This window comes from Paenibacillus wulumuqiensis (assembly GCF_000971965.1).
Taxonomy (GTDB): Bacteria; Bacillota; Bacilli; order Paenibacillales; family Paenibacillaceae; genus Saccharibacillus; species Saccharibacillus wulumuqiensis.
This window is the reverse complement of the sequence record NZ_LAQP01000014.1, coordinates 137,946-164,504: the sequence shown is the minus strand read 5'-3', so window position 1 is coordinate 164,504 and position 26,559 is coordinate 137,946. Positions and strand designations below refer to the sequence as shown.

Genomic DNA, 26,559 nt, shown 5'->3' with positions numbered 1-26,559 from the left:
GCTTCTCTCCTTTTATGATGTTTTGCTTTCCTGAAGCTTCTGCTTGCCCCGGTAACTCGCGATACGCACAAATATGGAATATTGGAGCGTCGCCATCGGCTGCTGAAGCATAATGCCGAGCACGACCGGCACCGCTGTCTGCGGGCTAAAGTACGACATCGCAATGACCATGCCGACCGATATATTGCGCATCCCCGACGTATAGGCCAGCGTCACCGGCAGCTCTCTGCCTTTTGCGCGAAGTATACCAGAACATACGTAACCGAGTCCATAGCAGAGTGCCACAATGAGGAACACTGCCGGAATAACCAGCACCAGATCGCTGCGCAGGGCACTGAGCTGGGGCGCAATGGCAGCCGCATTCAGCAGTACCACACCAGCAAAGCAGATTTTGGAGATCGGCAGAGTGACCGGAGCCGACCATTCCTTGAACCGTCCTTTGGATAGCTCATAGACAATCATGCCGAGCACCGTCGGCAGTACAATAATCAGCATCAGATCCTGAATCATGCCCAGTGTATCAAACTGAATATTGGCTCCAAAAAACCACTGGATCAATCCCGGCACGACAAACGGGCTAATCGCCGAATCCACGATGACCATCGCCAGCGCAAGTGCCACATTGCCCATCGACATGCTAACCCACAGTACCGACGATACGCCCAGCGGAATAGCTGTGAACAACACCAGGCCAATTGTATACGGCGAACCATGGCCAAACATCAGCTCTCCCAGCCCATAAGCGAGCAATGGTGCAGCCACATGGGCGAACAGCAGCGTAACAAACACAGGGGCAGGCTTTTGCAATACGCCCTGCAAGTGCTTGCGCCCGCAACCAATTCCCATGACAAAGGTGACATAGGCAAACAGATAAGGAATCCAGCTCGTAAAGGCGATCAGTTCGTCGGATAACACAAATCCGAGCAGCAGCGTGCAGGGAATAATCGCGAACATATACTTTTCAAAGTTGCGGGTAAATGCTGCCGACCATTGTCTCATTTCTTTCATCTCCAGCCTTTTCACTTTGTTGTATGTATTATGATAACACATGCATCATGGGTGTATGGGTGAAAATGGTAACTGACAGCGAAAAAAGTTTAACGTGTGCATTTTGTGGAATGGAGCTACTTTTTTTACAAAGCGATTGGGCTGGGAGCTTGCGGGCACTGGGATAGCAGTGTTGGCAATTATGGTGGATATGCTGGTGCGATTTATCATATTAATTATGGATTAGGGATTGGGTAGGCAGGTGTATAGTTCATGCACTCCAGAAAGGAATAAGAGCACGTCCTCCGGTTAAGCTTGGAGATCTTTTAATGGGTGCAGAAAATGAAGATCTCCAGGCTTAAAGGTCGTCCGTTGCTCTTATTTCCTTTCTTCCGTTGCGTGAATAGAGAGGCATTGGCAGGTTTTTATAATACCCCAAGAGTGTATTGAGGCCCTTGTTTGTTAATGGTTGCTTGCAGTATGGACGACCTTCATTAACTATTTAAAGCTTTTGCAGCTCTATGTCTATGCTATTAATGATCTACCCAGAGTGATGCGTGCATAAGATAAAAGCTGCTACTATGGTTGATGGTCTAATCGTAGTTAACATCCCAACCGTGGTTGATGCTCCTCCAATCGTAGTTAACACTGCAACTGTCATTGATGCCCTGATCATAGCTAATGCTACAACCATGGTTATAGCTCCGATATAGTCCATGCTCCAATAGGCAGCTGCCACAATAAGTTCAGCAAAAAAAAACCATGACAGCCTGCACGATACAGGACTTATCATGGTCTTTTGTAAAAGTAACTGTGATTCACTCTGCCAACTGTTCAGCCAATTATCCGTTGATGATTTCGCCACCGTTGACGTGGATGACCTGGCCGCTGACGTAGGAGGAATCGCTGCTTGCCAGATATACATAGGCTGGAGCGAGTTCTTCCGGTTGGCCTGGACGCTTCATCGGTTGGGATTGACCGAATGCTTCTACTTTTTCTTCATCAAAGGAAGCCGGGATCAGTGGTGTCCAGATTGGGCCTGGAGCTACACCATTGACGCGGATTCCCTTCTCTGCCAGGTTCATGGACAGGGCACGGGTAAAGGACAGGATTGCTCCTTTGGTGGATGAATAATCGAGCAGTACCGGCTCACCACGATAGGCAGTGATCGATGTTGTATTGATAATGGATGCGCCTGAATGCAGGTGCGGCATCGCTGCCTTGGTGATAAAGAACATTCCGAAGATATTGGTGCGGAATGTGCGTTCCAGCTGCTCCGCGGAGATATCTTCGATACTCTTCTGGACATGCTGCTCTGCGGCATTGTTCACCAGAATATCGAGTTTGCCCAGTTCTGCGACGGCTTTTTCGACAGCACTTTTCGCAAAGGACTCATCTCCGATATCACCAGCGATCGTTACGCATTTACGTCCTTCTTTTTCTACTAGAGCCTTGGTTTCTTCGGCATCGTTGTGCTCATCCTTGTACAGGATTGCTACATCGGCACCTTCTTTGGCGAAATAGATAGCGACAGCGCGACCAATCCCGCTATCACCACCTGTAATGATGGCTGCTTTTCCTTCGAGTTTGCCGGCAGCCTTGTATTCCGGCGCCTCAAACTGTGGACGTGGGGTCATTTCGGATTCAATACCAGGTTGTTTCTCCTGATGTTGTGGAGGTAAACTTTCCGGTCTGTTGGACATTATTCATTCTCCTCTCATCATTTGAGTAATCTAGGTTGTTCTCTATGAATCGGTTGTGCCAGATGAAGAATAGGGCCAAAAACAACGCTTATGTGTCATTAACGTTCCTATCGTTCAACCACTTATGCTCTCCATTCTGCTACGCTGCATTATTACCACATGCTCTAAATCTCTAAACAATTGTTTTGCATTTTTTGCCTTTTCACCCAGCAAAACAACCCCCACAGACGGATCTGTGAGGGTTGTATTTTTGCTTTTACAGATTCATTTTCTTTGTTATAAAAACGCTCTGCACTTCAATAAATCAGATAATATCGCGGTATACCATAAAGAAGCTGATCACGGCTACACATACGGCCAGTCCGATACTGAGTGAACGGATTTTGGCAGTGTGTGCGGAGATATCCTTTTTCTGCTGGATATCGGCCAGAGCGAGCCGCAGCGGCTTGCCCATGATGCCGCCAAAGGCTGCAATCGCCAGCAGCAGTACGACCACGACGATCATCCAGGCAATACTGTATGTACCCTGGGTCATCAGGTAACCACCGGTCAGCAGCTGCACGATCAGACCAAACTGCGCTACACGGTTCAGCGTACGCACGATCGAGAGCGCTCCGGACTGTGACGAAGCATCCCAGCTGCCCAGTTTACCTGCCACAAACGGCAGTACCAGATAGAATCCGGTCGAGAGCGCTCCGAGAATGTGTAAAAATACGAGTACTTGAATCACTGCATATCCTCCCCATCTGTACTGAATAGTCATTCATTTCCTTGTTGCTGCATTATTATTTTACCGAATGATTTGTGAAAAATATACTGTTTTGCACTCAGGTTGTGTCCAAAAGATGAACAAGACCATGACCAGGGATGAACAAGTCTGTAATTTTCCTGTACCTTCCCTTATGCAAAAGGACTGCTTCCCCGTCATATTGACGAAGAAACAGTCCTTTGTATCGTGCCACTATAAGAATGATGCAGTGATCAGCCTACGATGATCTGGATCACGCTGCGTACGGATTCTGCAGACTTGTCCAGGGCTGCCTTCTCATCGGAGGTCAGTTCCAGCTCGAAGATCTTCTCGATGCCGTCGCCGCCCAGAATCGCCGGTATACCCATGAACAGATTGTCATAACCGTACTCGCCTTCCAGATACGCGATCACCGGCAGAATACGCTTCTTGTCCTTCAGGATCGCTTCAGTCATCTGTACGAGCGAAGCTGCGGGCGCATAGTATGCACTGCCGTTACCGAGCAGGTTGACGATCTCTCCGCCGCCTACACGGGTACGCTGTACAATCGCTTCGATCCGCTCGCTGGAAATGAGGGTATCGATCGGAATACCGCCTACGCTGGAATAGCGTACGAGGGGTACCATATCATCCCCGTGACCACCGAGCACAAAGCCGCGTACATCTTCGACCGATACATTCAATTCTTCCGCGATAAAGGTGCAGTATCGGGCCGTATCGAGTACACCGGATTGTCCGATAACACGATTTTTCGGGAACCCGAGTGTCTGATAAGCGACATGCGTCATCGCATCCACCGGATTACTCAGAATAATCACGATCGATTCGGGCGCATGCTGCTTGACCTGTTCGCAGACCGACCGGACAATACCGGCATTGGTATTGACCAGATCGTCGCGGCTCATGCCAGGCTTGCGTGCTACTCCTGCCGTGATGATTACGACATCGGAGTCTTTGGTATCGTTGTAATCAGAAGTCCCTTTGATATGGCTGTCAAATCCCTGAACAGGACTTGCTTCCATCATGTCAAGCGCTTTTCCCTTAGTCGGATTCTCCAGCTGTGGAATATCTACCAGTACGACGTCCCCGAGCTCTTTTTGGGCGAGCATCAGGGCCGTTGTGGCACCGGTAAATCCGGCGCCCACTACGGTGATTTTTCTGCGCTTAATCGCTGTCATCGGTTCATCTCCTTACATGTTTTCGATAACTTTATCGGCAAACTCGGAGCATTTCACTTCTGTCGCTTGATCCATCAGACGCGCGAAGTCGTAAGTTACAGTTTTATTGTTGATCGATGTTTCCAGACCTTTGTAGATCAGGTCAGCCGCTTCGTTCCAGCCCAGATGCTCCAGCATCATAACGCCGGACAGAATAACGGAACCCGGGTTAACTACGTCTTTGTCCGCATATTTCGGAGCTGTACCGTGCGTAGCTTCGAAGATCGCATGACCTGTTACATAGTTGATGTTGGCGCCCGGAGCGATACCGATACCGCCTACCTGTGCAGCCAGAGCATCGGACAGATAGTCACCGTTCAGGTTCAGCGTAGCGATTACGTCGAACTCGGCCGGACGAGTCAGTACCTGCTGCAGCGCGATATCGGCGATAGCATCTTTTACGATGATTTTGCCAGCGTCTTCAGCTTCTTTTTGTGCAGCATTGGCAGCATCTGCGCCCTGCTCGTCTTTGATTTTATCGTATTGTGCCCATGTGAATACTTTGTCGCCGAATTCAGCTTCAGCCACTTCGTAACCCCAGTTTTTGAAGGCACCTTCCGTAAATTTCATGATGTTGCCTTTGTGTACGAGCGTTACGCTCTTGCGTCCGTGATCGACTGCATATTGTACAGCAGCGCGAACGAGACGCTTGGAGCCTTCTTCGGATACCGGTTTGATACCGATACCGGAAGTTTCCGGGAAGCGGATTTTGTTAACACCCATTTCATTTTTCAGGAATTCCAGTACTTTCTTCACTTCTTCAGTACCTTCCTGATACTCGATACCTGCATAGATATCCTCGGTGTTCTCACGGAAGATAACCATGTTTACCAGCTCAGGACGTTTTACCGGAGAAGGTACACCGTCAAAGTAACGTACAGGACGCAGACATACGTACAGATCCAGTTCCTGACGCAGGGCAACGTTCAGGGAACGGATACCACCGCCGATTGGCGTAGTCAGTGGTCCTTTGATCGCTACCATATATTCACGGATCGCTTCCAGCGTATCAGCCGGCAGCCACTCTCCGTATGTATTAAACGCTTTCTCACCCGCGAATACTTCGTACCAGGCAATTTTTTTGGAGCCGCCATATGCTTTTTCTACGGCTGCATCCAGCACGCGTACAGAAGCTTTCCAGATATCGCGTCCCGTACCGTCACCCTCGATAAATGGAATGATCGGATTGTTCGGCACCTGCAGTTTTCCATTTTCAATCTTGATCTGCTCACCGGCAGTCGGCAGTTCGTATTTTTCAAAGTTCGGCATGATTAAGCTCCTCCTCAGTATTGTGGTTGATCCCTATGATTCAATCGGTACTGCAAAGTAGTGCAAGGGCGCCAGCCCCATTCAGCCATCCGTCTATGTAGTGCACATTGTACGATTCACAGCGCATTTCAGCAGGGCTGTCGGCACATGGTCCAACAACCCGCAGACCCGCCAATAAGCGGCCGCCCGGTGGTCCGGACGTCCTGAGCGCATTATGGTATGGGTCATCCTCATGCCTCTGTGATTCTTGTCCTTGACGTGCACGCACTAACGGCTGTCTTTATTTTAGCAGACGCCACAAGAATTTGGAAACCCGGTTTCAACAGACAGAATTCGACCGGATATGAGATGGTCCAGAATTAGCGTTCTCCGACCGGACGATATTCCTGATTGTTCGGTCCTACATACTCGGCGCGCGGGCGGATAATACGGTTGTTCTCATACTGCTCCAGAATATGGGCAGCCCATCCGGACACCCGGCTGATGGCAAAAATCGGCGTAAACAGATTGCGTGGAATACCCAGCATCGTATACACGGAAGCGGAATAGAAATCCACATTCGGCTTGAGCCCTTTGCTTCCGGTAACAATCTCCTCAATCCGGACACACATATTGTACAGACTCAGATCATTGTTCATTTCACCGAGTTCACGGGACATTTTCTGCAGGTGCTTGGCACGTGGATCGCCGTTTTTGTATACACGGTGACCAAAGCCCATAATTTTCACCTTGTTGTCCAGCTGTTCCTGGATGTAACTCTCCAGACGATCTTCCGTACCGATCTCTTCCAGCATTTTCATAACCGCTTCATTGGCTCCACCGTGCAGTGGTCCTTTGAGCGCTCCGATAGCGGAAGTGATACCGGAATACATATCGGACAGTGTCGCTACCGTTACACGGGCAGCAAATGTCGATGCATTCAATTCATGATCGGCATGCAGCACCAGCGCCTGATCCAGTGCTTTTACTGCTGTATCTTCCGGCTGTTCGCCTTTCAGCATATACAGGAAGTTATGTGCAATCGATACACCCTGTAGCGGAGCAACAGGCTCCTGGCCTTCGGCAATACGGCCGAGTGCGGCTACAATTGCCGGCAGCTGTGCCTGCAGTTTGATCACTTTCAGTTCATTGGCCTCGCGGCTCATATCATCGGCCTGCTCATCATACAGAGCCAGAGCGGATATCGCGCTGCGCAGAGCAGCCATGCGATTCATATCTTTAGGATAAAGTTTCATTTGCTCAATCAAGGCATCCGGCAGCACTGCATATTTATCCAGATCCTTTTGTAACTGGTCAAGCTCGTTCTGATTTGGCAGCTTACCAAACCAGAGCAAATAGGCGACTTCCTCAAAGCTGGCGTTAACGGCCAGATCATCAATGTTATAACCGCGATAAGTTAAAACACCATCAACGATCGAGCTGATCGATGAACTTGCTGCTACAACGCCTTCCAAACCTTTGGTAGCTGTCATATTACTCTCTCCTTTGCAGAACGATTCTTGAAGTTTTTTTGTTCACTCTAGTAAATGAAAACATTTACATTTTAAAAAATGCAAAAAATATGAAAATATCGAGATGCAGGGATACAGGGTCACATGGCCGACAAAAGATACGAACATCTGCCATTAACCTTCCAAGAACCTTATATCATCATACTTTATTTTGACGGAGTTGTGAACAAAAGTAGTCTTTGGGGGCACATTAAATTGTTTTATCGGAAAGATAACATTTTTTTGTAAGCATTTACAATGGGTGATTATGCAGTCAATATTCATTTTCGCTTCTGCTGCATAGCAGTAAAGCCGACAGGGATATTCCTATCGGCTCGCCTGAAGTATATTGATTTGGGCCTTATCTATCAGACTATGCGAAGGAGGAATCCAGACAACAGACTCACAATTATATACGCTCTGCTGCATAACCCACTCTATTTGAGCTGCTGATCATTCACTTTCTTCATTCTTGTCGTAGGCATCCTTCCAGACGTCCTTAAGCGTCCAGCAGGTCCATTCCTGCACAAGTGTCTCTCCGCCGACTGCAAATAGATCCAGCCCTGTCGCTTCGCCGGTCGGATAAATGCGGCTGGTCAGTGTCGCCCGACCATCGTTGGCAAATACTTCAATGGAAGAACGATCCAGGAATATGCGCAGGGTGAGCAGTTCCTCATGCTGCAGCGGAGCTGTGCGGACGCCATCCTGCGACTTGCCGGATTTGGAAGCGTCGAGCGTCAATTTACCAGCAGCGATATCATAGACGATAACCGTCTCATCAGCCTCTCCGCTGTGCAGCGTCAGACCGACCTTTTCCGCATCACTGTGGGTCAGATCAAATACAGCGCGAATTTCCAGTAGGGATTCGGTTATCACTTCATGATGACGATCGTTCACGGTAAAAGCTGTTCCCAATTGGTGCTGCGTCTGGCGCAGCAGATTCATTTCCGGGACAGGATTCATAAGCAGACGGCCGTCTTTGTCCAGATTCAGCACACGCGGCAGTGTCAATGCTCCTGCCCACCCGTGTGCCTTGGTCGGCATATCCGACTCCCACATGTCCATCCAGCCGATCGCAATGCGGCGCCCTTGATCGTCCAGCAATGTCTGCACCGCATAAAAGTCGTGTCCATAATCCATTTCCCGAAATTCGCCATGCCGGAAGTCATTGGTTGCATAGTCGTACTCGCCAACGAGATAGCCGGTCTGGAACAGGTTCATATAACGCTCCTCTTCACGCTCCATGCCCTGCGGCGAGAACAAAAGCACATGCCTACCGTCCAGCTCGAAAAAGTCGGGACATTCCCACATAAAACCAAGCGTACCATCGCTTGCAGCCAGCACACCGTCATACGTCCACTCCCGCAAATCCGGAGAATGGTACAAAATAACCCGTCCATGACCATCCGGCGTAGCATTACCGAGCACCATATACCAGGTATCCCCATGCTTCCATACCTTGGGATCGCGGAAATGATGAGCGCTGTCTGCCGGCGGCTCGGCGATAACCGGATTGGATGTGTATTTCTCAAAAGTAATGCCATCACGGCTGACTGCAATATTCTGGTTCTGGGTAAACAGATCCTTTGCCTTGTCGGTATAATGATGTCCGGTATAGACAAGCGTCAGCACACCGTTATCATCCACGGCACTCCCGGAAAAGCAGCCGTCCCGGTCGTACTCATCACCTGGTGCCAGCGCAATCGGACAATGCTCCCAGTGAACAAGATCGGTGCTTTTTACATGACCCCAGTGCATCGGTCCCCAGTTCTCGTCATACGGATGGTGCTGGTAAAAGACATGATATTCCCCGTTAAATTGCACCAGTCCGTTCGGATCGTTGATCCAGTTGGCAGGAGCGGCAATATGATAGCCGGGGCGGTACTGCGGATTAAGCTTCTGGGCGGAGAGCTGAAGTGCCTCGGCGGCCTGCTGGATGAAGTGTAATGTAGACATGGATGGTTCCTCCTTGAAAGTAATCGCTAGGACCCGCACATGATACCCTTGACGGCGGTATACAGGGAGCCCCGCGAATCATATATTTTTTAGGTTAGCTGCTGTGGTTTGAGCTTGCCTTTGAGCTCGGGCGTTTGATTTTTGTCATTGAACAGGGTGAAGATCGAGATCAGTGTGAACAGCAGTACGAGCGCCCCCATCACCAGATAGGTATAACGGAAACCGATGCCGTCGTATAGCGAGCCGGCAATCGGTGACAGCACAGCCTGACCGACCTGGGAAGCGAACTGAAAACCGACCAGATACAAAATCGATGACAACCGTGTATCAAAATGTGCCGCCAGGTATTTGAAAATGGCGATCAGCATAATCGGCAGTTCCAGTGCATGAATCAGCTTGACGGCCGAAATTCCGATCGGCTCGAAAACAAGTCCGGAACCGACGATACGCAGAGCCATCAGCAGCCCGGCGAGAATCAGTGACTTTTTGGCACCGAGTTTGTTGACGATGAACGGAGCCATAAACATCATACCGGCCTCCAGAAACACCTGAAAGGAATTCAAATATCCATATACCTGATTGCCCACCTCGGCAGACGGGAACAGCGAGGAGTAGTAGATCGGAAACTGCTGATCATATACACCGTATACGCAGGCTACACCGATCACATACAGCATAAAATACCAGAATGGCCGCAGCGTAAACAAAGTGCCGATATCTTTGAGCGTGACAGAAGCCGCCTTTTCCAGCTCGCTTTCCGATACGTCGATCCGTACTGACAAAATGATCCCGACGAGAATGACTGCCGACACCGAGGAGATCCAGAAATTGATGTTGGGATTCAGGTTGAACAGCTGTCCTGCAAAAAAGGTGGCTGCCGCCCAGCCAAGCGATCCCCACATCCGCGAGCGCCCGTATTCAAACCCGTACTTGCGGCTGACCTTTTCCACGTACGTCTCGATTGCCCCGACTCCCGCCAGAAAACCAACGCTCAAAAACAACCCGCCCACAATAGCTCCCAGCCATATATTGACCTGCAGCAGCGGGCCATAAATGAAAACAAAAAACGGTCCTGTAAATACAAGCAGCAGGCTGATAAACAGCAGAATATTACGCCGTAGTCCAATCTTATCGGATATGTAGCCGTACAGCGGCTGGGCACAAAGGGCAAAGATAGCGTTTACAGAGAAAATAAGACCATTCTGTGCTCCCGTCAGCTTCATCTCCTGTCCAAGCCAGATAGAGAAAAGGGAGTAGCTGGAAGACCAGCATACGAAAAAGAAGAAAAAGTAGAGGCTCAGCTTCCAGTACAGGCTTTTTGATACAGGCATAGCGCTCGCTCCTTTATTCATGTAAGTGCTTTCTTGCAAGAATTGTATGTCAACCGGTTCCATATGTCAACCGGATGACATAAATATAAATGGAGCAGCAAAAAAACGCCTTCGTTCGAAGACGTTTTAACTGTGCATATTATATTTATAATTCACAGATCGCTATCTCCTGTTTCGTCGTACACAGCAATGATTCGGCATGATTGAAATCAACCCAAACCACCTGCTCAGCGCTTTAGGCCGTTGTACCTTCATACAGCTCGACAGGCAGCACGATCTGGCGGGCGGTTTCATCAAATTCCCCTTCAATTTCCCGCAGCAGCATATCTATCGCGGTATTAGCGATTGCTTCAATCGGCTGGCGTATAGTCGTCAGCTGTGGCATAAATGAGGACGTTACCGTTGTTCCGTCATAGCCGACTATTTTAAGATCATCCGGAATGCATATACCGCGGATACCTGCCTCATGGATAACCGAGGCGGCGATCATATCATTGCTCGCAAAGACGCCATCTGCCTGAGGATGCTCATCCAGGGCACGCCGGATCACGGTCAGCTGGTCTTCACGATCGAGCGGCAGCTCCATCTCATATGTATAATGCGGCAATCCATTCTGCTGCGTGATATCCTCGAATGCCTTTCGGCGCAGCTGTGCAGGCGTCTCCAGTTCTGCCGGTCCGTTGAAATGGAGAATATGACGGCATCCCCGGTCAATCAGCCGCTGCGTGGCCAGCCTGCCGCCCTCATAGTTGTCGGAGCTGACTACCGGAATCGTCTCGGACAGATAGCGGTCGATCGCCACTACAGCCAGATTGGAGCGTTTGTAGTTGAGAATGCCGCGGTTGTGCGTACCGACGATAATGCCGTCCACCTGATTGCGCATCAGCATCTCGGCATACTGTTCCTCCTTGTCGATCCGGTTCAGACTGTTGCACAGCAGTACCTTGAGTCCATGAGCGGCACACAGATTTTCAATATGAAAAGTCAGCTCTCCAAAAAACGGATTGGCTGTAGTCGGCAAAATAAGCCCGATCAGATTCGTACGTTTGTTGAACAGTGAACGTGCGATATCATTGGGAAAATAATTCAGTTCCTCCATGGCGCTGCGTACTTTCGTTTTGGTCGCTTCGCTCACATATCCCCGGTTATTCATCATACGCGATACCGTGGTCGGCGAGACACCGGCCAGTCGGGCAACATCTTCCAGTTTGGCTTTCATGCGGCAGCCCCCATTTTTCCTCTCATTATACCATTTGCCAAACGGCAAAAAAAGAAATGCCTTTCTGACAAAGATATATGCTGTTTATCTTGCTTTGCTCGTTTCAAACCTTTGGCCCGCCGTTTAACATCATGGTATGACACCGGATTACATACTTTACAATTTGAGCGGCAAGGAGATTGACTATTTTGAATATTACGATCCGCAATCGGCTGCTTCGCGGCTTATGGGTACTGGTTGTTATTATTATTGCCGCCATTGCCGTGCGCTATCTGTTCCCACTGCTGTATCCGCTGCTGCTGGCCTGGCTGTTCGCCTATGCGATGAATCCACTGATCCGGCTGCTGCAGCGTCGGCTGCAATTTCCGCGCTGGCTCGCGGTGTCGGTCTCTCTGCTGCTGTATGTCGGCGGATTGATTACCCTGCTGTCGCTGCTGGTCACCCGGCTTGTGCAGGAGACAATTACGCTGACCGAGACGTTCAATGAGCATGTGGACAGCTGGCGGCAAATGCTGGTCGGCTGGACACAGAATGATCGGATTCAATCCATCACCGATGAAATCAGTGCTTTTCTGCAGGAAAATCCGTATCAGGATACGATTAATGACAACTTGAACCAGACCAGCCAGAGCGTGTCCGGCATGGTCAGCGGCATTGTCACCAGCCTGCTGAATATGGTACTTGATTTCCTGACGGCTCTGCCGAACTTTGCCTGGATTATCGTGGTGGTGGTACTGTCCGCTTTCTTTATCAGCAACAGCTGGGAGCGGCATACACGCATCGTCGCCGGCTGGTTCCCCTCCAATATCCGCCAGCCTGCCACCGCGATCTGGAGCGATTTGCAAAAGGCGCTGTTCGGTTATATCAAGGCGCAGTTTATCCTGATTTCCATTACAGGCATTATCGTAATTATCGGACTGTTTATCCTCGATGTGCAATCGGCATTGCTGATCGGATTGCTGATTGGCATGGTCGATCTGCTGCCCTATCTGGGGGTCGGCATCGTCATGATTCCGTGGGCGCTATATAACTTTATGAGCGGAGATCTGCGGCTGGGGATCGGTCTGAGCGTATTGTATGTAATCGTGCTGATTGTCCGGCAGATGATGGAACCCAAGGTGCTCGCCAGCAATGTGGGACTCGACCCGCTTGCCACCTTGATCAGCATGTTTGTCGGTCTCAAGCTGTTCGGCGCGCTCGGTCTGCTGATCGGACCGGTTACCCTTGTATTTGTCACTGCACTCAACCGGGCCAATGTGTTCCGCGATCTGCGCAATTATATCGTTAACGGCAGAGTTCGCTAATATGCCCGTTGCATAACTCAAAACAAATACGGGATATGTACCAACCAAGTCATGACATCAAAAAAAGACTTCCTTTATTCCAAGGGAAGTCTTTTTCAGTGCTGACCGTTATGGCCGATAGATCGTAATGGAGCCCTTTTTCATGCGCTTCTCAATCCACTTGAGCAGCAGATTGCGATACAGCGGACGGGTCAGCGGAAACACGATAGTAAAACCGATAACGTCCAGTATAAATCCTGGCAGTACCAGCATGATGCCACCGATAAATACGCATAGTCCATCCAGTATTTTACGGCCTGGCGGCTGACCGGCATTGATCAGTGCCCGGGTGTCTTCGAGTACTTTGCGTCCTTCAAACCTCATCATGACAAAGCCAATCAGCGAGGTCAATATGAGTAGAATCAGCGTATTCCAGCCGCCAATCCATTCAATCATTTGCAGAAAAATGTACCATTCCAGGAGTGGCACAATAATAATGAGTGCCGCAATCCATTTCTTCAACCTGTACCTCTCCTCTCCTATTGCAAAGCCCGTACAAGTGAATCATACAGCGGCGGCAGAACTTTATCAAGCCGCACCGGAACGAAGTCCCTGCTCACCCATACATGCCTTGTTGAACCGTTTGTCAGCGGCTCGCCAGGCAGCTCTGCACCATCCGGAAAGGTTACCCGCGGTCCGGCAGCCGAAGCGTCACCAACGGAATGATCATCCTCCTCAGCAAGCAGATGAATCCGGTATTCATAATCGATCCGCAGTCTGGAGAAATTGACGACACGTGTATAGACGGCGACGCGGTCATCGTACCGTGCCGGCCGGCCGTAACTGAGGGAAGCATCCACCAGCGGCAGCAGCACACCCGCCGCTTCCATATCCCGGTAACGAAATCCCAGATCACGGATCATCTCGGTCCGTCCCAGCTCAAACCAGTTCAGATAATTGGTATGATACACGACCCCCATCGGATCATTCTCCTGATAACGTACCCGAAAAGAAATTCCATGCCATTCGCTTGGCAGCCGCAGTTGCTCTCTGGCCATACTGTCTTCCTCCACTCTGTTCTGTTTTTATGTGTCCGTTTTACGTTTATGGTATGTCCGGTCTGTTAATTATGCTGCTTTTCGCAGTTATAACTGTGGCTAATCAGCAAAAAAAGCAATGGAAGAGTCCACTGCTTTTTTTGCATCGTATGATATAAGCACTATGCCGTATTACTTCGCGGACATTTGTGCTACTTTGATGAGGTTTGTCGAACCGGATTTGCCCAGTGGGATGCCGGCTGTGATTACAACCAGATCGCCTTCTTTGAGCAGACCGGAATCTTTACCACCCTGCAGGGCGATATCGAACAGTTCGTCAGTCGAATGAGCGTCTGTACCTTTAACTGGCAGTACGCCCCATGTCAGAGCCAGACGACGCATCGTTTGTTCTTTGGTCGTTACCGCAATGATAGGTGCCTGCGGACGATATTTGGATACTACGCGTGCCGTGTGACCGGACTCTGTGGAAGAGATGATCGCTGTTGCGTTCAGATCCATCGCACAGCTTGCTACCGATTGGCTGATTGCTTCTGTTACAGTTGTCTGTTGTGCATGACTCTGCTTCAGGAAGATTTCACGGTAGTTCAATGCGGATTCTGCTTTCTCCGCGATACGGGACATGGTCAGTACGGATTCTACCGGATATTTACCGGCAGCTGTTTCACCGGACAGCATGATTGCATCGGTTCCGTCGAAGATTGCGTTCGCTACGTCACTCGCTTCCGCACGGGTCGGACGAGGGTTGCGCTGCATGGAATCCAGCATTTGAGTTGCTGTGATAACCGGTTTGCCTGCACGATTACATTTCTCGATCATGCGTTTTTGTACCAGTGGTACTTCTTCGGCAGGGATTTCCACACCAAGGTCACCACGGGCTACCATCAGACCGTCGGATACTTCCAGGATTTCATCCAGGTTGTCAACACCCTGCTGGTTCTCGATTTTGGAGATGATTTGGATGTGCGGAGCACCTTTTTCTTCGAGCAGTTTACGGATTTCCAGTACGTCACTTGCTTTACGTACGAAGGAAGCAGCGATGAAGTCTACACCCTGCTCAATACCGAAAATAATATCGTTCGCATCTTTTTCAGTAATACCTGGCAGGGAAATGTTCACGCCCGGTACGTTAACGCCTTTGCGGCCTTTGATTTGTCCGCCGTTAACGATACGGCACTTGATTTCAGTACCCAGAACCTGTACTACACTCAGACCGATCAGACCATCGTCGATCAGAATTGTGGAACCTACTTCCACGTCTCCCGGCAGATCCTGGTAAGATACAGTCAGACGATGCTGGTCACCGAGGATTTCTTCGGTAGTCAGCGTGATGTACTCATCCTGAACCAGATCAATCGGCTCTTCTTTCAGTTTGCCGATACGGATTTCCGGACCTTTGGTATCCAGCAGGATTGCTACGGTTTTACCCAGTTCCTTACTGGCTTGCTTGATGTTTTTGATACGGTTGCCGTGCTCTTCGAAATCACCGTGGGAGAAGTTCAGGCGGGATACGTTCATACCTGCCATGATCAGTTTTTTCGTGTTCTCCAGGGACTCACTTGCCGGTCCAATCGTACATACAATCTTCGTTTTGCGCATAATCGATTTCCTCCGTTTTCAAGGTCTCTCTATTTTTCTCTTTCCAACATAGCCTGCTGGTTAGAAACAACAAGCCCCAACAAACAAATTTACTACAAATTCTCGCTTTTGTATACAGCTTGTTGAAGAAGCCGGTCGGCGGATGCTGCCGGGATCATCATAAGCCATCTTCGAGACTCTGTAGTAAATTATACGATGCCTGTGTAAATTACATATAAATTCCGCCTGGACTGCCTGTATTAATGATGCGGAGCGCGTGGAGCTTCCTCATCGCCCGGGCGTTCTGCCAGTGAAGACAGCTGCTTGGTCGTATGATCAATCGGCTCCATCAATTCATCTGCTGCCGGCTTGGCGTTCAGACGTTCGCTTTCATCCGGATTGCCAAAGAACGTGCTGCTTACTCGTTTTTCCGCAAATTCACCGATCTTGCGGAACTTCTGATAGCGTTGCTCCACCAGTGCTTCGCCGTCCATACCGGACAGCTCCTGCAGATGGATCAGCAAATGTTCCTTGAGAGCTGCTCCGGTCGCTTCGTAATCCTTGTGAGCGCCGCCGCGCGGTTCAGGTATAATGCCTTCAATGATTTCCATAAGCAGCAGATCATCTGCTGTAATCTTCATCGCTTCGGCAGCCTGATCGGCTTTGGACGCATCTTTCCACAGGATGGAGGCTGCACCATTTGGCGAGATCGCCGAATAGATTGCATTTTCCATCATAAGTACACGGTTACCTACGCCGATCGCCAGCGCACCGCCGCTTCCGCCTTCGCCAATAACCACACAGATGACAGGCACACGCAATCTGGCCATCTCCCACAGGCTGCGGGCGATCGCTTCAGACTGACCGCGCTCTTCTGCTGTATTACCCGGATACGCACCCTTGGTATCAATAAACGTAATAATTGGACGGCCAAATTTCTCCGCCTGCTTCATGAGACGGATCGATTTACGGTAGCCCTCAGGGTGAGGACTGCCGAAGAAACGGGCGATATTATCCTTGGTATCCTTACCGCGCTGATGGCCGATTACCGTCACCGGCTTGCCTTCCAGGCGCGCCAGTCCGCCGACAATCGCGAGATCGTCGCCGAACATGCGGTCACCGTGCAGCTCAATAAAGTCCGTAAAAATCAGCGGAATCAGATCCAGCGTCGTTGGACGCTGCTGATTGCGAGCCAGGTGCATTTTCTGCGCCGGGCTGATATGTGTATAGATCTCGCTCTCCATCTGGCGGTAACGCTCTTCCAGGCGGTTAATTTCATCGGCGAAATCAATTCCTTTTTCCTGACCGAACTGCTTCAGCTCGTCGATCTTTTTGCGCAATTCAACGAGAGGCATTTCAAAAGGCATCTCTCCTGCCACTTAAAATCCCCCTTTCCCGCTATGATAGTCCAGCAGATCGGACAACATAGTCTTCATGTCTTTGCGGTGAACAACCATATCCAGCTGTCCATGTTCCAGGTTGAACTCTGCAGTCTGGAAATTGTCCGGCAGCTTCTGGCGGATCGTCTGTTCAATAACGATCCGTCCGGCAAAGCCAAACAAGGCTCCCGGCTCAGCGATAATAATATCGCCCAGTGTGGCGAAGCTCGCCGACACGCCGCCCATCGTCGGATCGGTAATGACGGAAATGTACAGCCCGCCATTTTCCTGGAAGCGCGACAGTGCCGCACTCGTCTTGGCCATCTGCATCAGACTAATAATGCTCTCCTGCATACGGGCACCCCCGGAAGTGGAGAACATGATCAGCGGCAGATTGCGTTCATCCGCTGCTTCGATCACACGGGTGATTTTCTCCCCGACTACCGAACCCATGCTGCCGCTGAAAAAGTCAAAGCTCATCACCGCGAGCATCACCGGATGCCCTTCGATCATGCCTTCGCCTGTAATAACAGCATCGCGCAGGCCGGAGTTCATCTTTTGCTGCTCCAGCTTTTTGGCATAGCCCGGGAAGTTCAGCGGATCGATCGACTCCATTCCCGCATCCATTTCCGTAAACTTGCCTTCATCAACCGTCATTACGATTCGTTCAATCGCATTCAGGCGCATATGGTAGCCGCAGCTGCTGCAGACTTTCAGGTTCTTTTCCAGTTCCTTGCTGTAATGAATCGTGCCGCACTTGCTGCACTTGTTCATCAACCCTTCCGGAATTTCCCGTTTCGGGCGTTCCTGCGACGGCTCATCTGATGCGGACTCATTGCTCCAACGCTGTGAAGGAATGGTCGCATATTTTTTTTTCTTCTGGAATAAATCTCTAAACACAACTACACCTCTTCAGACGTATACTTATTCCCCTGCTTATTGAATAAATGATTATTATTTATACCGAACACAAGCTGGACTCAGTGAATACACAAAATAGACATACTTAAGCCCACATAATGGGATAATGATACCATACCACACTTTTTTGCCGCAACAAAGAGCGCAGATAATAAATCAATCCACCGGTCGATCACAACCGGTGGACCTCAGGACACTTTCCTACTTGACTTTTACGGTGCCTTCTCCGAGCATTTGTTCCATTTCCTGGAACAATGCAGGTGAAGGCTTGATCCGATAGCTGTCGCTCAGATCGAGCAGCTTCTGGCTTTCTTCGTAAAAAAGTACCGTACCGAGCTGGCCGGGATGACTCGACAGCAGTTCCTTGAGCTGTTCCAGCCGCCCTGCCTGCTGGGCCTCACGGGTGATTTTGATATATACGGTCTGGCTTGGCTTGCCACTGCTAGAGGGATCGGCTCCGTCTTTGGCTGCGGATGCAGATCGGGACGGCGGACGGGATGATGGAGCAGCAGACGATTTGCCGGTGTCTGCAGCGGTGGCTGCCGGACGCCGTGCGGCAGTCGTACTGCTGCCCGATCCCTTGCTGCGCCGCTGGCGTGATTTCTCCGCCATCTCTGCGGCTGCTGCCGGAGTAAGCGGTACGGCTTCTTCGGCGAGCAGCTTGAAGCTTTCTTCCTCCTGCTGCTGAAGACGGCCCCGGACGATGAGCAGAACGCCTTTGTCCACAAGTTCGCGGTATTTGCGCCATACTTCCGGGAACATGACAACCTCGCATTTCTCGATCTGATCTTCCATTTCTATAAAGGCCATCGCTTTGCCCTGCTTGGTCGTAATTGCCTTGAGCGAGACGACCATACCAGCAACGGCCACCATGCTGTCATCCTCGGCTTCATGCAGATTCATTAGCCGGGACAGCCCCGACTCCTCAATCGCCCGTTCGTAATCATCCAAGGGATGGCCGGACAAGTACAGACCGAGCAGCTCGCGCTCAAATTCCAGCTGTTCCCCTGCTGTGAATGGTGGTACATCCGGATAGGAGACTTCCCAGTTGGGCTTCTCTCCGAGATCAAAGTCAAACATCTCGATCTGCAGCTCCTCGCGCTCCTTGCGCCATTTGGCCGCTTCCTTGATCGTCTCGTCCAGCATCTGCAGCAGCTGGGCACGATGCCCCGGCAGATTATCAAACGCACCGGCCTGAATCAGCGACTCAATCACGCGTTTGTTGCAGGCCTTGGGATCGACCCGGCGGCAGAAATCAATCAGGCTGTCAAACGGACGGTCCGCTCGCTCTTTGATGATGCTGTTAATCGCCTGGGTACCTACATTTTTGACTGCACCAAGACCGAAGCGGATATGTCCGGCTGGCTGTTCTGCCTGCGCGGCTTCTGTAAGAACTTTACCACCGGCATGCTGTGCGCCTTCCGGCATCTCTGCTCGTTCAGGTGACAGCTGATCATCCGGTCGGTGGTCGGCTGCTGCATCCGATGACGGTACAGCTTCCAACACCGGGGTAAAGGTAATTCCGCTCGTATTCACATCCGGCGGCAGCACCTCGACACCGACCCGCTGGCATTCCAGTACGTATTCCGCTACTTTACGATGCGTTCCCATAACGGCAGTCAGCATGGAAGCGATAAACTGTACCGGATAATGCGCCTTCAGATAGGCCGTCTGGAAAGCCAGTACACCATAGGCGGTCGCATGGGCACGCGGGAAGCCATAATCGGCAAATCGTACGATCATATCATAGACCGCATTGGCATCCTGCTCGGTATAACCCTGCTTGAGACTGCCCTGTACAAAATGCTCCCGCTCCTGGTCGAGCACCTCTCTCTTCTTCTTGGACACGGCTCTGCGCAGCAGATCCGCTTCTCCGAGAGAGAAACCGGCCATGGTCGAAGCAATCTGCATAATCTGTTCCTGATAGACGATAATGCCGTACGTATCCTGCAATATCGGCTGTAGATCGGCATGCGGATATTCCGGCACGGCACGACCATGCTTGGCTTCGATATATCTGGGGATAAAGTCCATCGGACCCGGACGGTACAGCGCATTGACCGAGACGATATCTTCAAATTCGGTTGGCTTCAGATCACGCAGCACTCTGCGAATCCCCGGCGACTCCAGCTGGAAGACGCCCATTGTATCGCCCTGGCTGAGCATTCGGTACGTGTCCGCATCATCAAATGGAATCCGGTTGAAGTCTATTTGCTCTCCGGTCTGTTCTTCGATCCACTGCAGACAACGTTCGATAATCGATAAGGTCCGCAGACCGAGAAAGTCCATTTTGAGCATGCCGATCGCTTCCAAATTTTCCATCGTGTACTGGGTCAGTACCGCATGTTCGCTGCCTTCCTGCAGAGGCACCACATCGGTTAGCGGGCCGCTGGAAATGACGACACCGGCAGCATGGGTGGATGCATGACGCGGCATGCCTTCGACCTTGAGCGCGGTATCGATCATCTCGCGTACCGGTGCGGATTTGGCATATCTTTCTTTCAGTTCCGGTACCTGATCGAGTGCACGCTGGATCGTTACACCAATCTGTGCCGGGATCAGCTTGGCCGCCCGGTCGGTATCGGCATAAGGCACATTGAGCGCCCGGCCGACATCACGTACGGCTGCCCGTGCTGCCAGCGTACCAAAGGTAATAATCTGGGCGACCCGGTCACGACCATATTTATCGACGACATAATCGATCATCTCGTCCCGGCGCAGATCGCTGAAATCGATATCGATATCCGGCATGGACACCCGGTCCGGATTCAGGAAACGTTCAAACAGCAGCTTGTACCGGATCGGATCGACATTCGTAATATGCAGCACATAGGCAACCAGACTGCCTGCGGACGATCCCCGTCCAGGACCGGTAGCGATATTCTGGCGATGCGCATAATTCATGAAATCCCATACGATCAGGAAATAATCGTCAAAGCCCATATTGCCGATAACCGAGAGTTCGTAGGACAGCCGCTGTTCCAGCAGCTGACGCTCTTCGGGATTGTTCCACAGCTCTGTTCCTTCATAACGCTGAATCAGTCCTTCCCGGCACAGCTGGGCCAGGTAGGTACCGGCATTCATGCCTTCCGGCAGCGGATGATAGGAAGGCAGCAGCGACGTGCCAAAGGTCAGCTCCAGATGACATTTGTCCGCGATAGCGACCGTATTCTCGACGGCTTCGGGTACATAGCGGAACAGCGATGCCATCTGCTCGCCATTTTTGAGATACAGCTGATTGGTCGGGATGCGCAGACGACTCTCGTCATCGACCGTCTTGCCTGTACCGATACAGATCAGTACATCCTGTGTCTTGGCATCCTCTTCGGTCAGATAATGCACATCGTTGGTAGCGACGAGCGGTATATTCAGTTCGCGTGCCAGTTCGATCAGCAGCGGAGTGACCTTTTTCTGCTCTGCCAGACCGTGATCCTGCAGCTCGATATAAAAGTCCTCGCCAAAAATCTGCTGATAGCGAAGAGCCGCCTTTCTCGCTTCGTCCGGCTGTCCATGCAGCAGATGCTGCGGAATCTCGCCGCCGAGACAGGCGCTCAGGCAGATGATGCCTTCGTGATACTGCTGCAGTACTTCCGCATCGATACGCGGTTTATAGTGAAAGCCTTCCAGATGTCCGATCGAGCAGAGCTTCATCAGATTCCGGTAGCCTGTTTCATTTTTGGCTAGCAATAACAAATGGTGAATCGGCTGATCTTTGCGTGCAGCCTTTTCCTTGCGCGAGCCGGCCGTGTAATAGACTTCGCAGCCGATAATCGGCTTGATGCCATGCTGCAGGCAGGCTTTGTAGAACGGAATGGCACCGTACATGACGCCATGATCCGTCAATGCCAGCGAAGTCATGCCTGCCGCCGCTGCGCTGGCGACCAGATCCTGGATACGCGCAGCCCCGTCCAGCAGACTGTATTCACTATGCACATGCAAATGCACAAATGGGGTCATACGCTTCCCTGCTTTCTTCGTTTGATGTAGAGTAACCAATGAACATACATTCTCATCTATACTATTTTATCATATCCCGTCCATGGACCGGCAGTGTTCACAAAAAAAATTGCCCGTTATCCACAGTCTTCTACGGGAGAATCCAAGAATGAAACCAAAAACGCTGTGCGGATATCTACTCCGCGCAGCGCTTTTTATCCGTGGTCGATTGATTGCAGGGTCAGCACCGATTTGGATACAGGCATATTTTCATAAATGATCTCAATCTCCAGCTTGTAGGTACGACGGCTCGACTCCAGCACGATCGGACGAATCACGATCGCATCCTCGATCTGCACCGGTCGCAGAAAATAGGTCGAAATATTATCGATCACATAATCATGACCGCTTAGCAGCCGGGCCGTACGCACTGCCGCCTGAATCATCACCGAGATCAGAATGCCTTCCGAAATGTTACCGAGATCGGTCGCCATCTGCGGCGTGATAAATCCATGATAGACGATGCCTCCGTCTTCATCCCGTTCCTCGGCAAATCCGTTCCAGATCAGATGGTCAAAGGTCTCCACATTGCCCGCCTGCGGCTCCTGCTGGGCATCACGCATCGCCTGCAGCACTTCACGCCGGGTGACCGTACCGATCAGCTTGCGATTTCGGTCCACGATAGGCAGGAAATCAATGCCTTCCCACATCATTGTCTGGGCTGCCGATGCCAACGACGTCTGGAGTGTTGCGGTAATCGGTCTGCGGATCAGCACTTTCTCGATCGGCTGGTCTTCCTGCAGCTCTTCGATCTCCTTGCGTCCGACGATTCCGATGACACGGTTCCATTCGTCGACGACGGCAAGGCGCAGATAACCTGTCTTCTCCGCCACTTCGTAAAAGTCCGCTGCCGTACTGGATGCCTTGAGCACACCGGGTTTGGGTTTGCCGGCGATAATATCCTCTACCAGCATGATCTTCTTTTTGATCATCCGGTCGAACAAAGCCCGGTTGATCATCGAAGCAACGGTAAATGTATCATGTCTGGACGAAATAATCGGCAGTCCGCGCTCATCGGCAAGTGTTTTGACTTCCACACTTGTGCCAAAGCCGCCGGTAATCAGCACCGCTGCTCCGTGTTCCAGTGCAAGAGAATGAGCATCCTCACGGTTACCGACGATCAGCAGGCTGCCCGCTTCCACATAACGCATCATCGCGTCCATCTTCATTGCACCTATCGCATATTTGACGAGCGTCTTGTCCAGACCGCTGCCGCCGCCGAGCACTTTGCCCTCGACGATCTCCGCCACATCGGCAAAGGTCAGCTGATCGGAGATTCCGCGCGGACGCTTCTCGATCCGTACCGTACCGATCCGTTCGCGGGTTACGACAATTCCCATGTTCTCCGCTTCCTTGACTGCACGATAGGCAGTACCTTCGCTGACGCCCATCTGCCGGGCCAGCTTGCGGACAGAGATTTTGGAGCCAATTTTGAGCTTCTCAATATGCTGCAAAAGCTGTTCATGCTTTGTAATCGATTCCTCATGTTCCTGCAACTGTAACACCACCTTCCAGCATCTGTATCAATGTGCATTTATTATAACACAAAAAACGAGCGTATCTCACCATACACTTATGGCGATCACGCTCGTTCTTTGGTTTGCCTTTAATAGATTCGATGGCTCTCCATCTTCAGCTATGTTTCTCTGCCGCTCCCGGGTCATTCACCAGATCACTGTTATACCTTTATCTGTCGACAGATTACAACAGATTACTCGGCTGCTCCACCATACAGATGGCTCAGGCTGTCGGTAATAATTTTGTTGATGTCTTCGATGATGGTGCTCAGACGCTGCTCGGCGTCAAACAGGCGGCGGATATTCAGGTTCAGGTTCAGCACCTCGAACAGTTTCTCCATTTGCTCCATCTCTTCCGGGTTCGGCATATCGCCGGACATCATGCGCTGCTGTACTTCCATCTGACGTGTACGGAAGTCGTCCAGCATGCGCTGGCTTTCCGGATCGTTCTCGATCAGTTTCAGTGCTGCGGTAATATCGGATACTTCTTTGCTGTCACGAATGGCTGTGGATAGCTCATGTGCTTTGTCATAGATATTCATTGGTATATTCCCACTTTCCGAATCATTATTGTCTTGCCTGTCTGCCCATGAGAACATGGTCTCTGGCAGGATTACTTAAACACGTCCTATACAGGGTAACTGATTTGGGCGCTGATGTAAAATAGGTGGTCGATCTGTGCTTATCGGGCTTCGTCATAGAGCTGGCGCAGCTGGTCAAATGAAGTAATAATCACATCGGCCCCCTCCAGCTCGCTCGTATCGCCAAAGTCCGCGTAATTACAGCCAATAACGGTCTGCCCATTTTTGAGACCGGCTTCCACATCCGAGGAACGGTCACCGACCATCCACGCGGAATCAATAGTATGGTTGTCCAGCAGCAGTCCTACCAGATCGACTTTGGAGGCTGTCTGGTATTCTCCGGCACTGTACACGCCTTCCAGCAGGGAACCTATCTCATGCACTTCCACAATGCCTTTGACATAACCTTCCAGACCATTGCTGGCGATAAACAGGCGTACCCCCTGTTCATGCAGATAGGTGAGCGTCTCCATGACGTGCGGATATAGGCGGGAAGTACCAGCTCTCATACCGTCCAGCTGGAGATCCAGCAGCAGCTGGTTCGCTCTAGCTATAGTACGCGGCTCCGCCCCCGGCATAACACGGGCCCAGATATCCTCCAGCAGCATGCCCAGACAGCCCAGAATGATCTCATCGGGCGGCGTCTCTCCGTGGTACAGCCCTTCCTCTCTCAGTATCTCAAACGTATTGTGATAAGCAGGAAGCAGCACCGTCTCTGTCTCAAACAGCGTTCCATCCATATCAAACATCATCGCTTGCGGCCTTTTCAGTGCAGTTGCATCCGTCATTATCCAATACCCCTTATCTGTATGTAAATTTAACGGCAGCCGCCATGTGTGATTATGCTGACAGCATTCTGCACTTTCACCCTGCGGCTGCCGTTATGGCAGTACTCCGGTTCACTCAGGAACGGGACTCCTCATCATCCTTATGTTCTTCATCGGATTCTTCATCTTCTGTCTTCGGCAGCGGATGCACATGCACCCGCATAATACGCAGACGCTCCGATTCGGCGACTTCAAAGATAACGCCATCCACTTCGACCGTCTTGCCTACTTCCGGTACGCCTTCGAGTTCCTTGAACATCCAGCCTCCGATGGAATCGACCTCATCATCGTCGATCTCCACTCCGGCCAGCTCGTTGACATCCTCAATCAGCATGCGGCCATCTACGGAAATGATATCACCCAGCATCTCCACATCCGGACGCTCATCCTCGAATTCGTCATACAGATCGCCGACGATTTCTTCGAGAATCTCTTCAGCTGTCAGCAGACCGGCTGTTCCGCCGTATTCGTCCACCACGAGCGTCAGCTGGGCATGATTTTTCTGCATCAGTTGCAGCACATGGCTGATCTCCATTGATTCCGGGACATTCAGGATTGGCCGGGCCATTGCTGCCAGATCATACGGCTGATTAACCGGCGACAGCAGCACATCCGTAATATGTACGAACCCGATAATTCGGTCCTTGTCCTCGACGGCTACCGGATAGCGCGAATGCTTGGTGTCATTAATGATCGCCAGATTCTCTTCATGGGACAGATTCGTATAGAGACAGGTCATATCCGTACGGGGCAGCATGACCTCGCGGGCCAGTCGGTCGGAAAATTCAAAAATATTGTTGACCAGCTCAATCTCGCCTTCGTCCATTACGCCGCTTTTGGCACTCTGGTTCATCAGGATACGGATCTCTTCCTCCGAATGGGCTCCATCTGCTTCACTGGCAGGTTCAATGCCCACCAGACGCAGCACTGCGTTGGCAGCCATATTGAGCAGCCAGATGAATGGGAAGAATACACGGTAAAAGAACAGCAGCGGGCCTGACAGCGCCAGTGATACTCCATCTGTCCGCTGGATCGCCAGCGATTTTGGTGCCAGCTCGCCCAGCACGATATGCAGGAAGGTGATCACGGCAAAGCCGATAACGACCGATACCGTTGAAATGATCGTCGAATCGGCAAAGCCCAGCTTGTACATGATCGGCTCCACCAGCAGATCCGAAATGGCCGGTTCCCCGATCCATCCGAGACCGAGAGATGCGAGAGTAATCCCGAACTGGGTAGCGGACAGATAGGCATCCAGCTTGCTGTTTACCTTGAGCGCATACCCTGCCAGTCGGTTCCCTTCGCTCTGCAGCTGGGTCAGTCGGGAATGCCTCACCTTTACCAGCGAGAATTCAGCGGCCACGAAGAAGCCATTCAGAAATACAAGCACAAATACCAATGCTAAATTGAGTAATAAATTACCTAAGTCCAACTCATGCCCCAACCGGAACGCCCCTTTTCTCGGATATATGGTACCTTCGCCGGGTCGTATAACCTAAGAG

Annotated in this window: 20 protein-coding genes; 1 reads left to right on the top strand and 19 read right to left on the bottom strand. The window is 51.0% G+C overall.

Annotated features, from left to right (window positions below; translation table 11 throughout):
* Positions 1–12 precede the first annotated feature (12 nt).
* The 9 genes from WH45_RS16820 to WH45_RS16780 form a co-directional block, all read right to left on the bottom strand.
* The gene (locus WH45_RS16820) at positions 13–999 is read right to left on the bottom strand and encodes a bile acid:sodium symporter family protein (protein WP_046215577.1); all 987 of its coding nucleotides are present in this window, start codon (positions 997–999) and stop codon (positions 13–15) included.
* An 830-nt stretch (positions 1,000–1,829) separates the two neighbouring features.
* Complete coding sequence (locus tag WH45_RS16815; RefSeq protein WP_046215576.1) at positions 1,830–2,690, bottom strand: SDR family oxidoreductase; 861 nt, start codon at positions 2,688–2,690, stop codon at positions 1,830–1,832.
* Positions 2,691–2,994: 304 nt separating this feature from the next.
* Positions 2,995–3,420 carry a hypothetical protein gene (locus WH45_RS16810; RefSeq protein WP_046215575.1) on the bottom strand — a complete coding sequence of 142 codons (426 nt, stop codon included), beginning with the start codon at positions 3,418–3,420 and terminating at the stop codon, positions 2,995–2,997.
* 251 nt (positions 3,421–3,671) lie between these two features.
* Entirely contained in the window at positions 3,672–4,616 is a 945-nt protein-coding gene (gene mdh / locus WH45_RS16805) for a malate dehydrogenase (protein ID WP_046215574.1), read from the bottom strand.
* 12 nt (positions 4,617–4,628) lie between these two features.
* Positions 4,629–5,924, bottom strand: a complete 1,296-nt coding sequence (gene icd, locus WH45_RS16800) for an NADP-dependent isocitrate dehydrogenase (protein ID WP_046215573.1) — start codon at positions 5,922–5,924, stop codon at positions 4,629–4,631.
* Positions 5,925–6,283: 359 nt separating this feature from the next.
* Positions 6,284–7,396, bottom strand: coding sequence for a citrate/2-methylcitrate synthase (locus tag WH45_RS16795; protein ID WP_046215572.1), 1,113 nt, complete (start codon positions 7,394–7,396; stop codon positions 6,284–6,286).
* A gap of 471 nt (positions 7,397–7,867) precedes the next feature.
* Positions 7,868–9,370: a glycoside hydrolase family 32 protein gene (locus WH45_RS16790; RefSeq protein ID WP_046215571.1), complete on the bottom strand. Its 1,503-nt coding sequence runs from the start codon at positions 9,368–9,370 to the stop codon at positions 7,868–7,870.
* Positions 9,371–9,459: 89 nt separating this feature from the next.
* Positions 9,460–10,701, bottom strand: coding sequence for an MFS transporter (locus WH45_RS16785; protein WP_046215570.1), 1,242 nt, complete (start codon positions 10,699–10,701; stop codon positions 9,460–9,462).
* Between the two features lie 235 nt (positions 10,702–10,936).
* A complete protein-coding gene (locus WH45_RS16780; protein WP_046215569.1) occupies positions 10,937–11,920 on the bottom strand; it encodes a LacI family DNA-binding transcriptional regulator in 984 nt (327 codons plus the stop codon).
* A gap of 188 nt (positions 11,921–12,108) precedes the next feature.
* On the opposite strand from WH45_RS16780, the gene ytvI reads away from it, so the two are divergent.
* A complete protein-coding gene (gene ytvI / locus WH45_RS16775) occupies positions 12,109–13,224 on the top strand; it encodes a sporulation integral membrane protein YtvI (RefSeq protein WP_046215568.1) in 1,116 nt (371 codons plus the stop codon).
* Positions 13,225–13,332: 108 nt separating this feature from the next.
* Here the strand turns inward: ytvI and WH45_RS16770 are convergent, their stop codons facing one another.
* From WH45_RS16770 to WH45_RS16725, 10 genes are all read right to left on the bottom strand, one after another.
* Positions 13,333–13,725 carry an FxsA family protein gene (locus tag WH45_RS16770; protein WP_046215567.1) on the bottom strand — a complete coding sequence of 131 codons (393 nt, stop codon included), beginning with the start codon at positions 13,723–13,725 and terminating at the stop codon, positions 13,333–13,335.
* A 17-nt stretch (positions 13,726–13,742) separates the two neighbouring features.
* Complete coding sequence (locus WH45_RS16765; protein ID WP_046215566.1) at positions 13,743–14,261, bottom strand: acyl-CoA thioesterase; 519 nt, start codon at positions 14,259–14,261, stop codon at positions 13,743–13,745.
* A 171-nt stretch (positions 14,262–14,432) separates the two neighbouring features.
* Positions 14,433–15,857: a pyruvate kinase gene (gene pyk, locus WH45_RS16760; protein WP_046215565.1), complete on the bottom strand. Its 1,425-nt coding sequence runs from the start codon at positions 15,855–15,857 to the stop codon at positions 14,433–14,435.
* Between the two features lie 239 nt (positions 15,858–16,096).
* The gene (locus WH45_RS16755) at positions 16,097–17,215 is read right to left on the bottom strand and encodes an acetyl-CoA carboxylase carboxyltransferase subunit alpha (RefSeq protein WP_046215564.1); all 1,119 of its coding nucleotides are present in this window, start codon (positions 17,213–17,215) and stop codon (positions 16,097–16,099) included.
* The gene (gene accD / locus WH45_RS16750; protein WP_046215563.1) at positions 17,216–18,115 is read right to left on the bottom strand and encodes an acetyl-CoA carboxylase, carboxyltransferase subunit beta; all 900 of its coding nucleotides are present in this window, start codon (positions 18,113–18,115) and stop codon (positions 17,216–17,218) included.
* A gap of 222 nt (positions 18,116–18,337) precedes the next feature.
* Positions 18,338–22,093 (bottom strand): DNA polymerase III subunit alpha, encoded by a 3,756-nt coding sequence (locus WH45_RS16745; RefSeq protein WP_046215562.1) that lies wholly within the window; start codon positions 22,091–22,093, stop codon positions 18,338–18,340.
* 194 nt (positions 22,094–22,287) lie between these two features.
* Positions 22,288–23,628, bottom strand: a complete 1,341-nt coding sequence (locus tag WH45_RS16740) for a DRTGG domain-containing protein (protein ID WP_046215561.1) — start codon at positions 23,626–23,628, stop codon at positions 22,288–22,290.
* Positions 23,629–23,843: 215 nt separating this feature from the next.
* Positions 23,844–24,191, bottom strand: a complete 348-nt coding sequence (locus tag WH45_RS16735; RefSeq protein WP_046215560.1) for a YlbF/YmcA family competence regulator — start codon at positions 24,189–24,191, stop codon at positions 23,844–23,846.
* 140 nt (positions 24,192–24,331) lie between these two features.
* Positions 24,332–25,018, bottom strand: a complete 687-nt coding sequence (locus WH45_RS16730) for an HAD hydrolase-like protein (protein ID WP_046215559.1) — start codon at positions 25,016–25,018, stop codon at positions 24,332–24,334.
* A 115-nt stretch (positions 25,019–25,133) separates the two neighbouring features.
* Positions 25,134–26,501, bottom strand: a complete 1,368-nt coding sequence (locus WH45_RS16725) for a hemolysin family protein (protein WP_046215558.1) — start codon at positions 26,499–26,501, stop codon at positions 25,134–25,136.
* Positions 26,502–26,559 lie beyond the last annotated feature (58 nt).

Excerpts from the sequence above, each read along its gene's own strand:
- WH45_RS16820 (WP_046215577.1), bottom strand. The coding sequence starts at position 999 with ATGAGACAATGGTCGGCAGCATTTACCCGCAACTTTGAAAAGTATATG.
- WH45_RS16815 (WP_046215576.1), bottom strand. The coding sequence starts at position 2,690 with ATGTCCAACAGACCGGAAAGTTTACCTCCACAACATCAGGAGAAACAA.
- mdh (WP_046215574.1), bottom strand. The coding sequence starts at position 4,616 with ATGACAGCGATTAAGCGCAGAAAAATCACCGTAGTGGGCGCCGGATTT.
- icd (WP_046215573.1), bottom strand. The coding sequence starts at position 5,924 with ATGCCGAACTTTGAAAAATACGAACTGCCGACTGCCGGTGAGCAGATC.
- WH45_RS16795 (WP_046215572.1), bottom strand. The coding sequence starts at position 7,396 with ATGACAGCTACCAAAGGTTTGGAAGGCGTTGTAGCAGCAAGTTCATCG.
- WH45_RS16790 (WP_046215571.1), bottom strand. The coding sequence starts at position 9,370 with ATGTCTACATTACACTTCATCCAGCAGGCCGCCGAGGCACTTCAGCTC.
- WH45_RS16785 (WP_046215570.1), bottom strand. The coding sequence starts at position 10,701 with ATGCCTGTATCAAAAAGCCTGTACTGGAAGCTGAGCCTCTACTTTTTC.
- WH45_RS16780 (WP_046215569.1), bottom strand. The coding sequence starts at position 11,920 with ATGAAAGCCAAACTGGAAGATGTTGCCCGACTGGCCGGTGTCTCGCCG.
- WH45_RS16765 (WP_046215566.1), bottom strand. The coding sequence starts at position 14,261 with ATGGCCAGAGAGCAACTGCGGCTGCCAAGCGAATGGCATGGAATTTCT.
- pyk (WP_046215565.1), bottom strand. The coding sequence starts at position 15,857 with ATGCGCAAAACGAAGATTGTATGTACGATTGGACCGGCAAGTGAGTCC.
- WH45_RS16745 (WP_046215562.1), bottom strand. The coding sequence starts at position 22,093 with ATGACCCCATTTGTGCATTTGCATGTGCATAGTGAATACAGTCTGCTG.
- WH45_RS16735 (WP_046215560.1), bottom strand. The coding sequence starts at position 24,191 with ATGAATATCTATGACAAAGCACATGAGCTATCCACAGCCATTCGTGAC.
- WH45_RS16730 (WP_046215559.1), bottom strand. The coding sequence starts at position 25,018 with ATGACGGATGCAACTGCACTGAAAAGGCCGCAAGCGATGATGTTTGAT.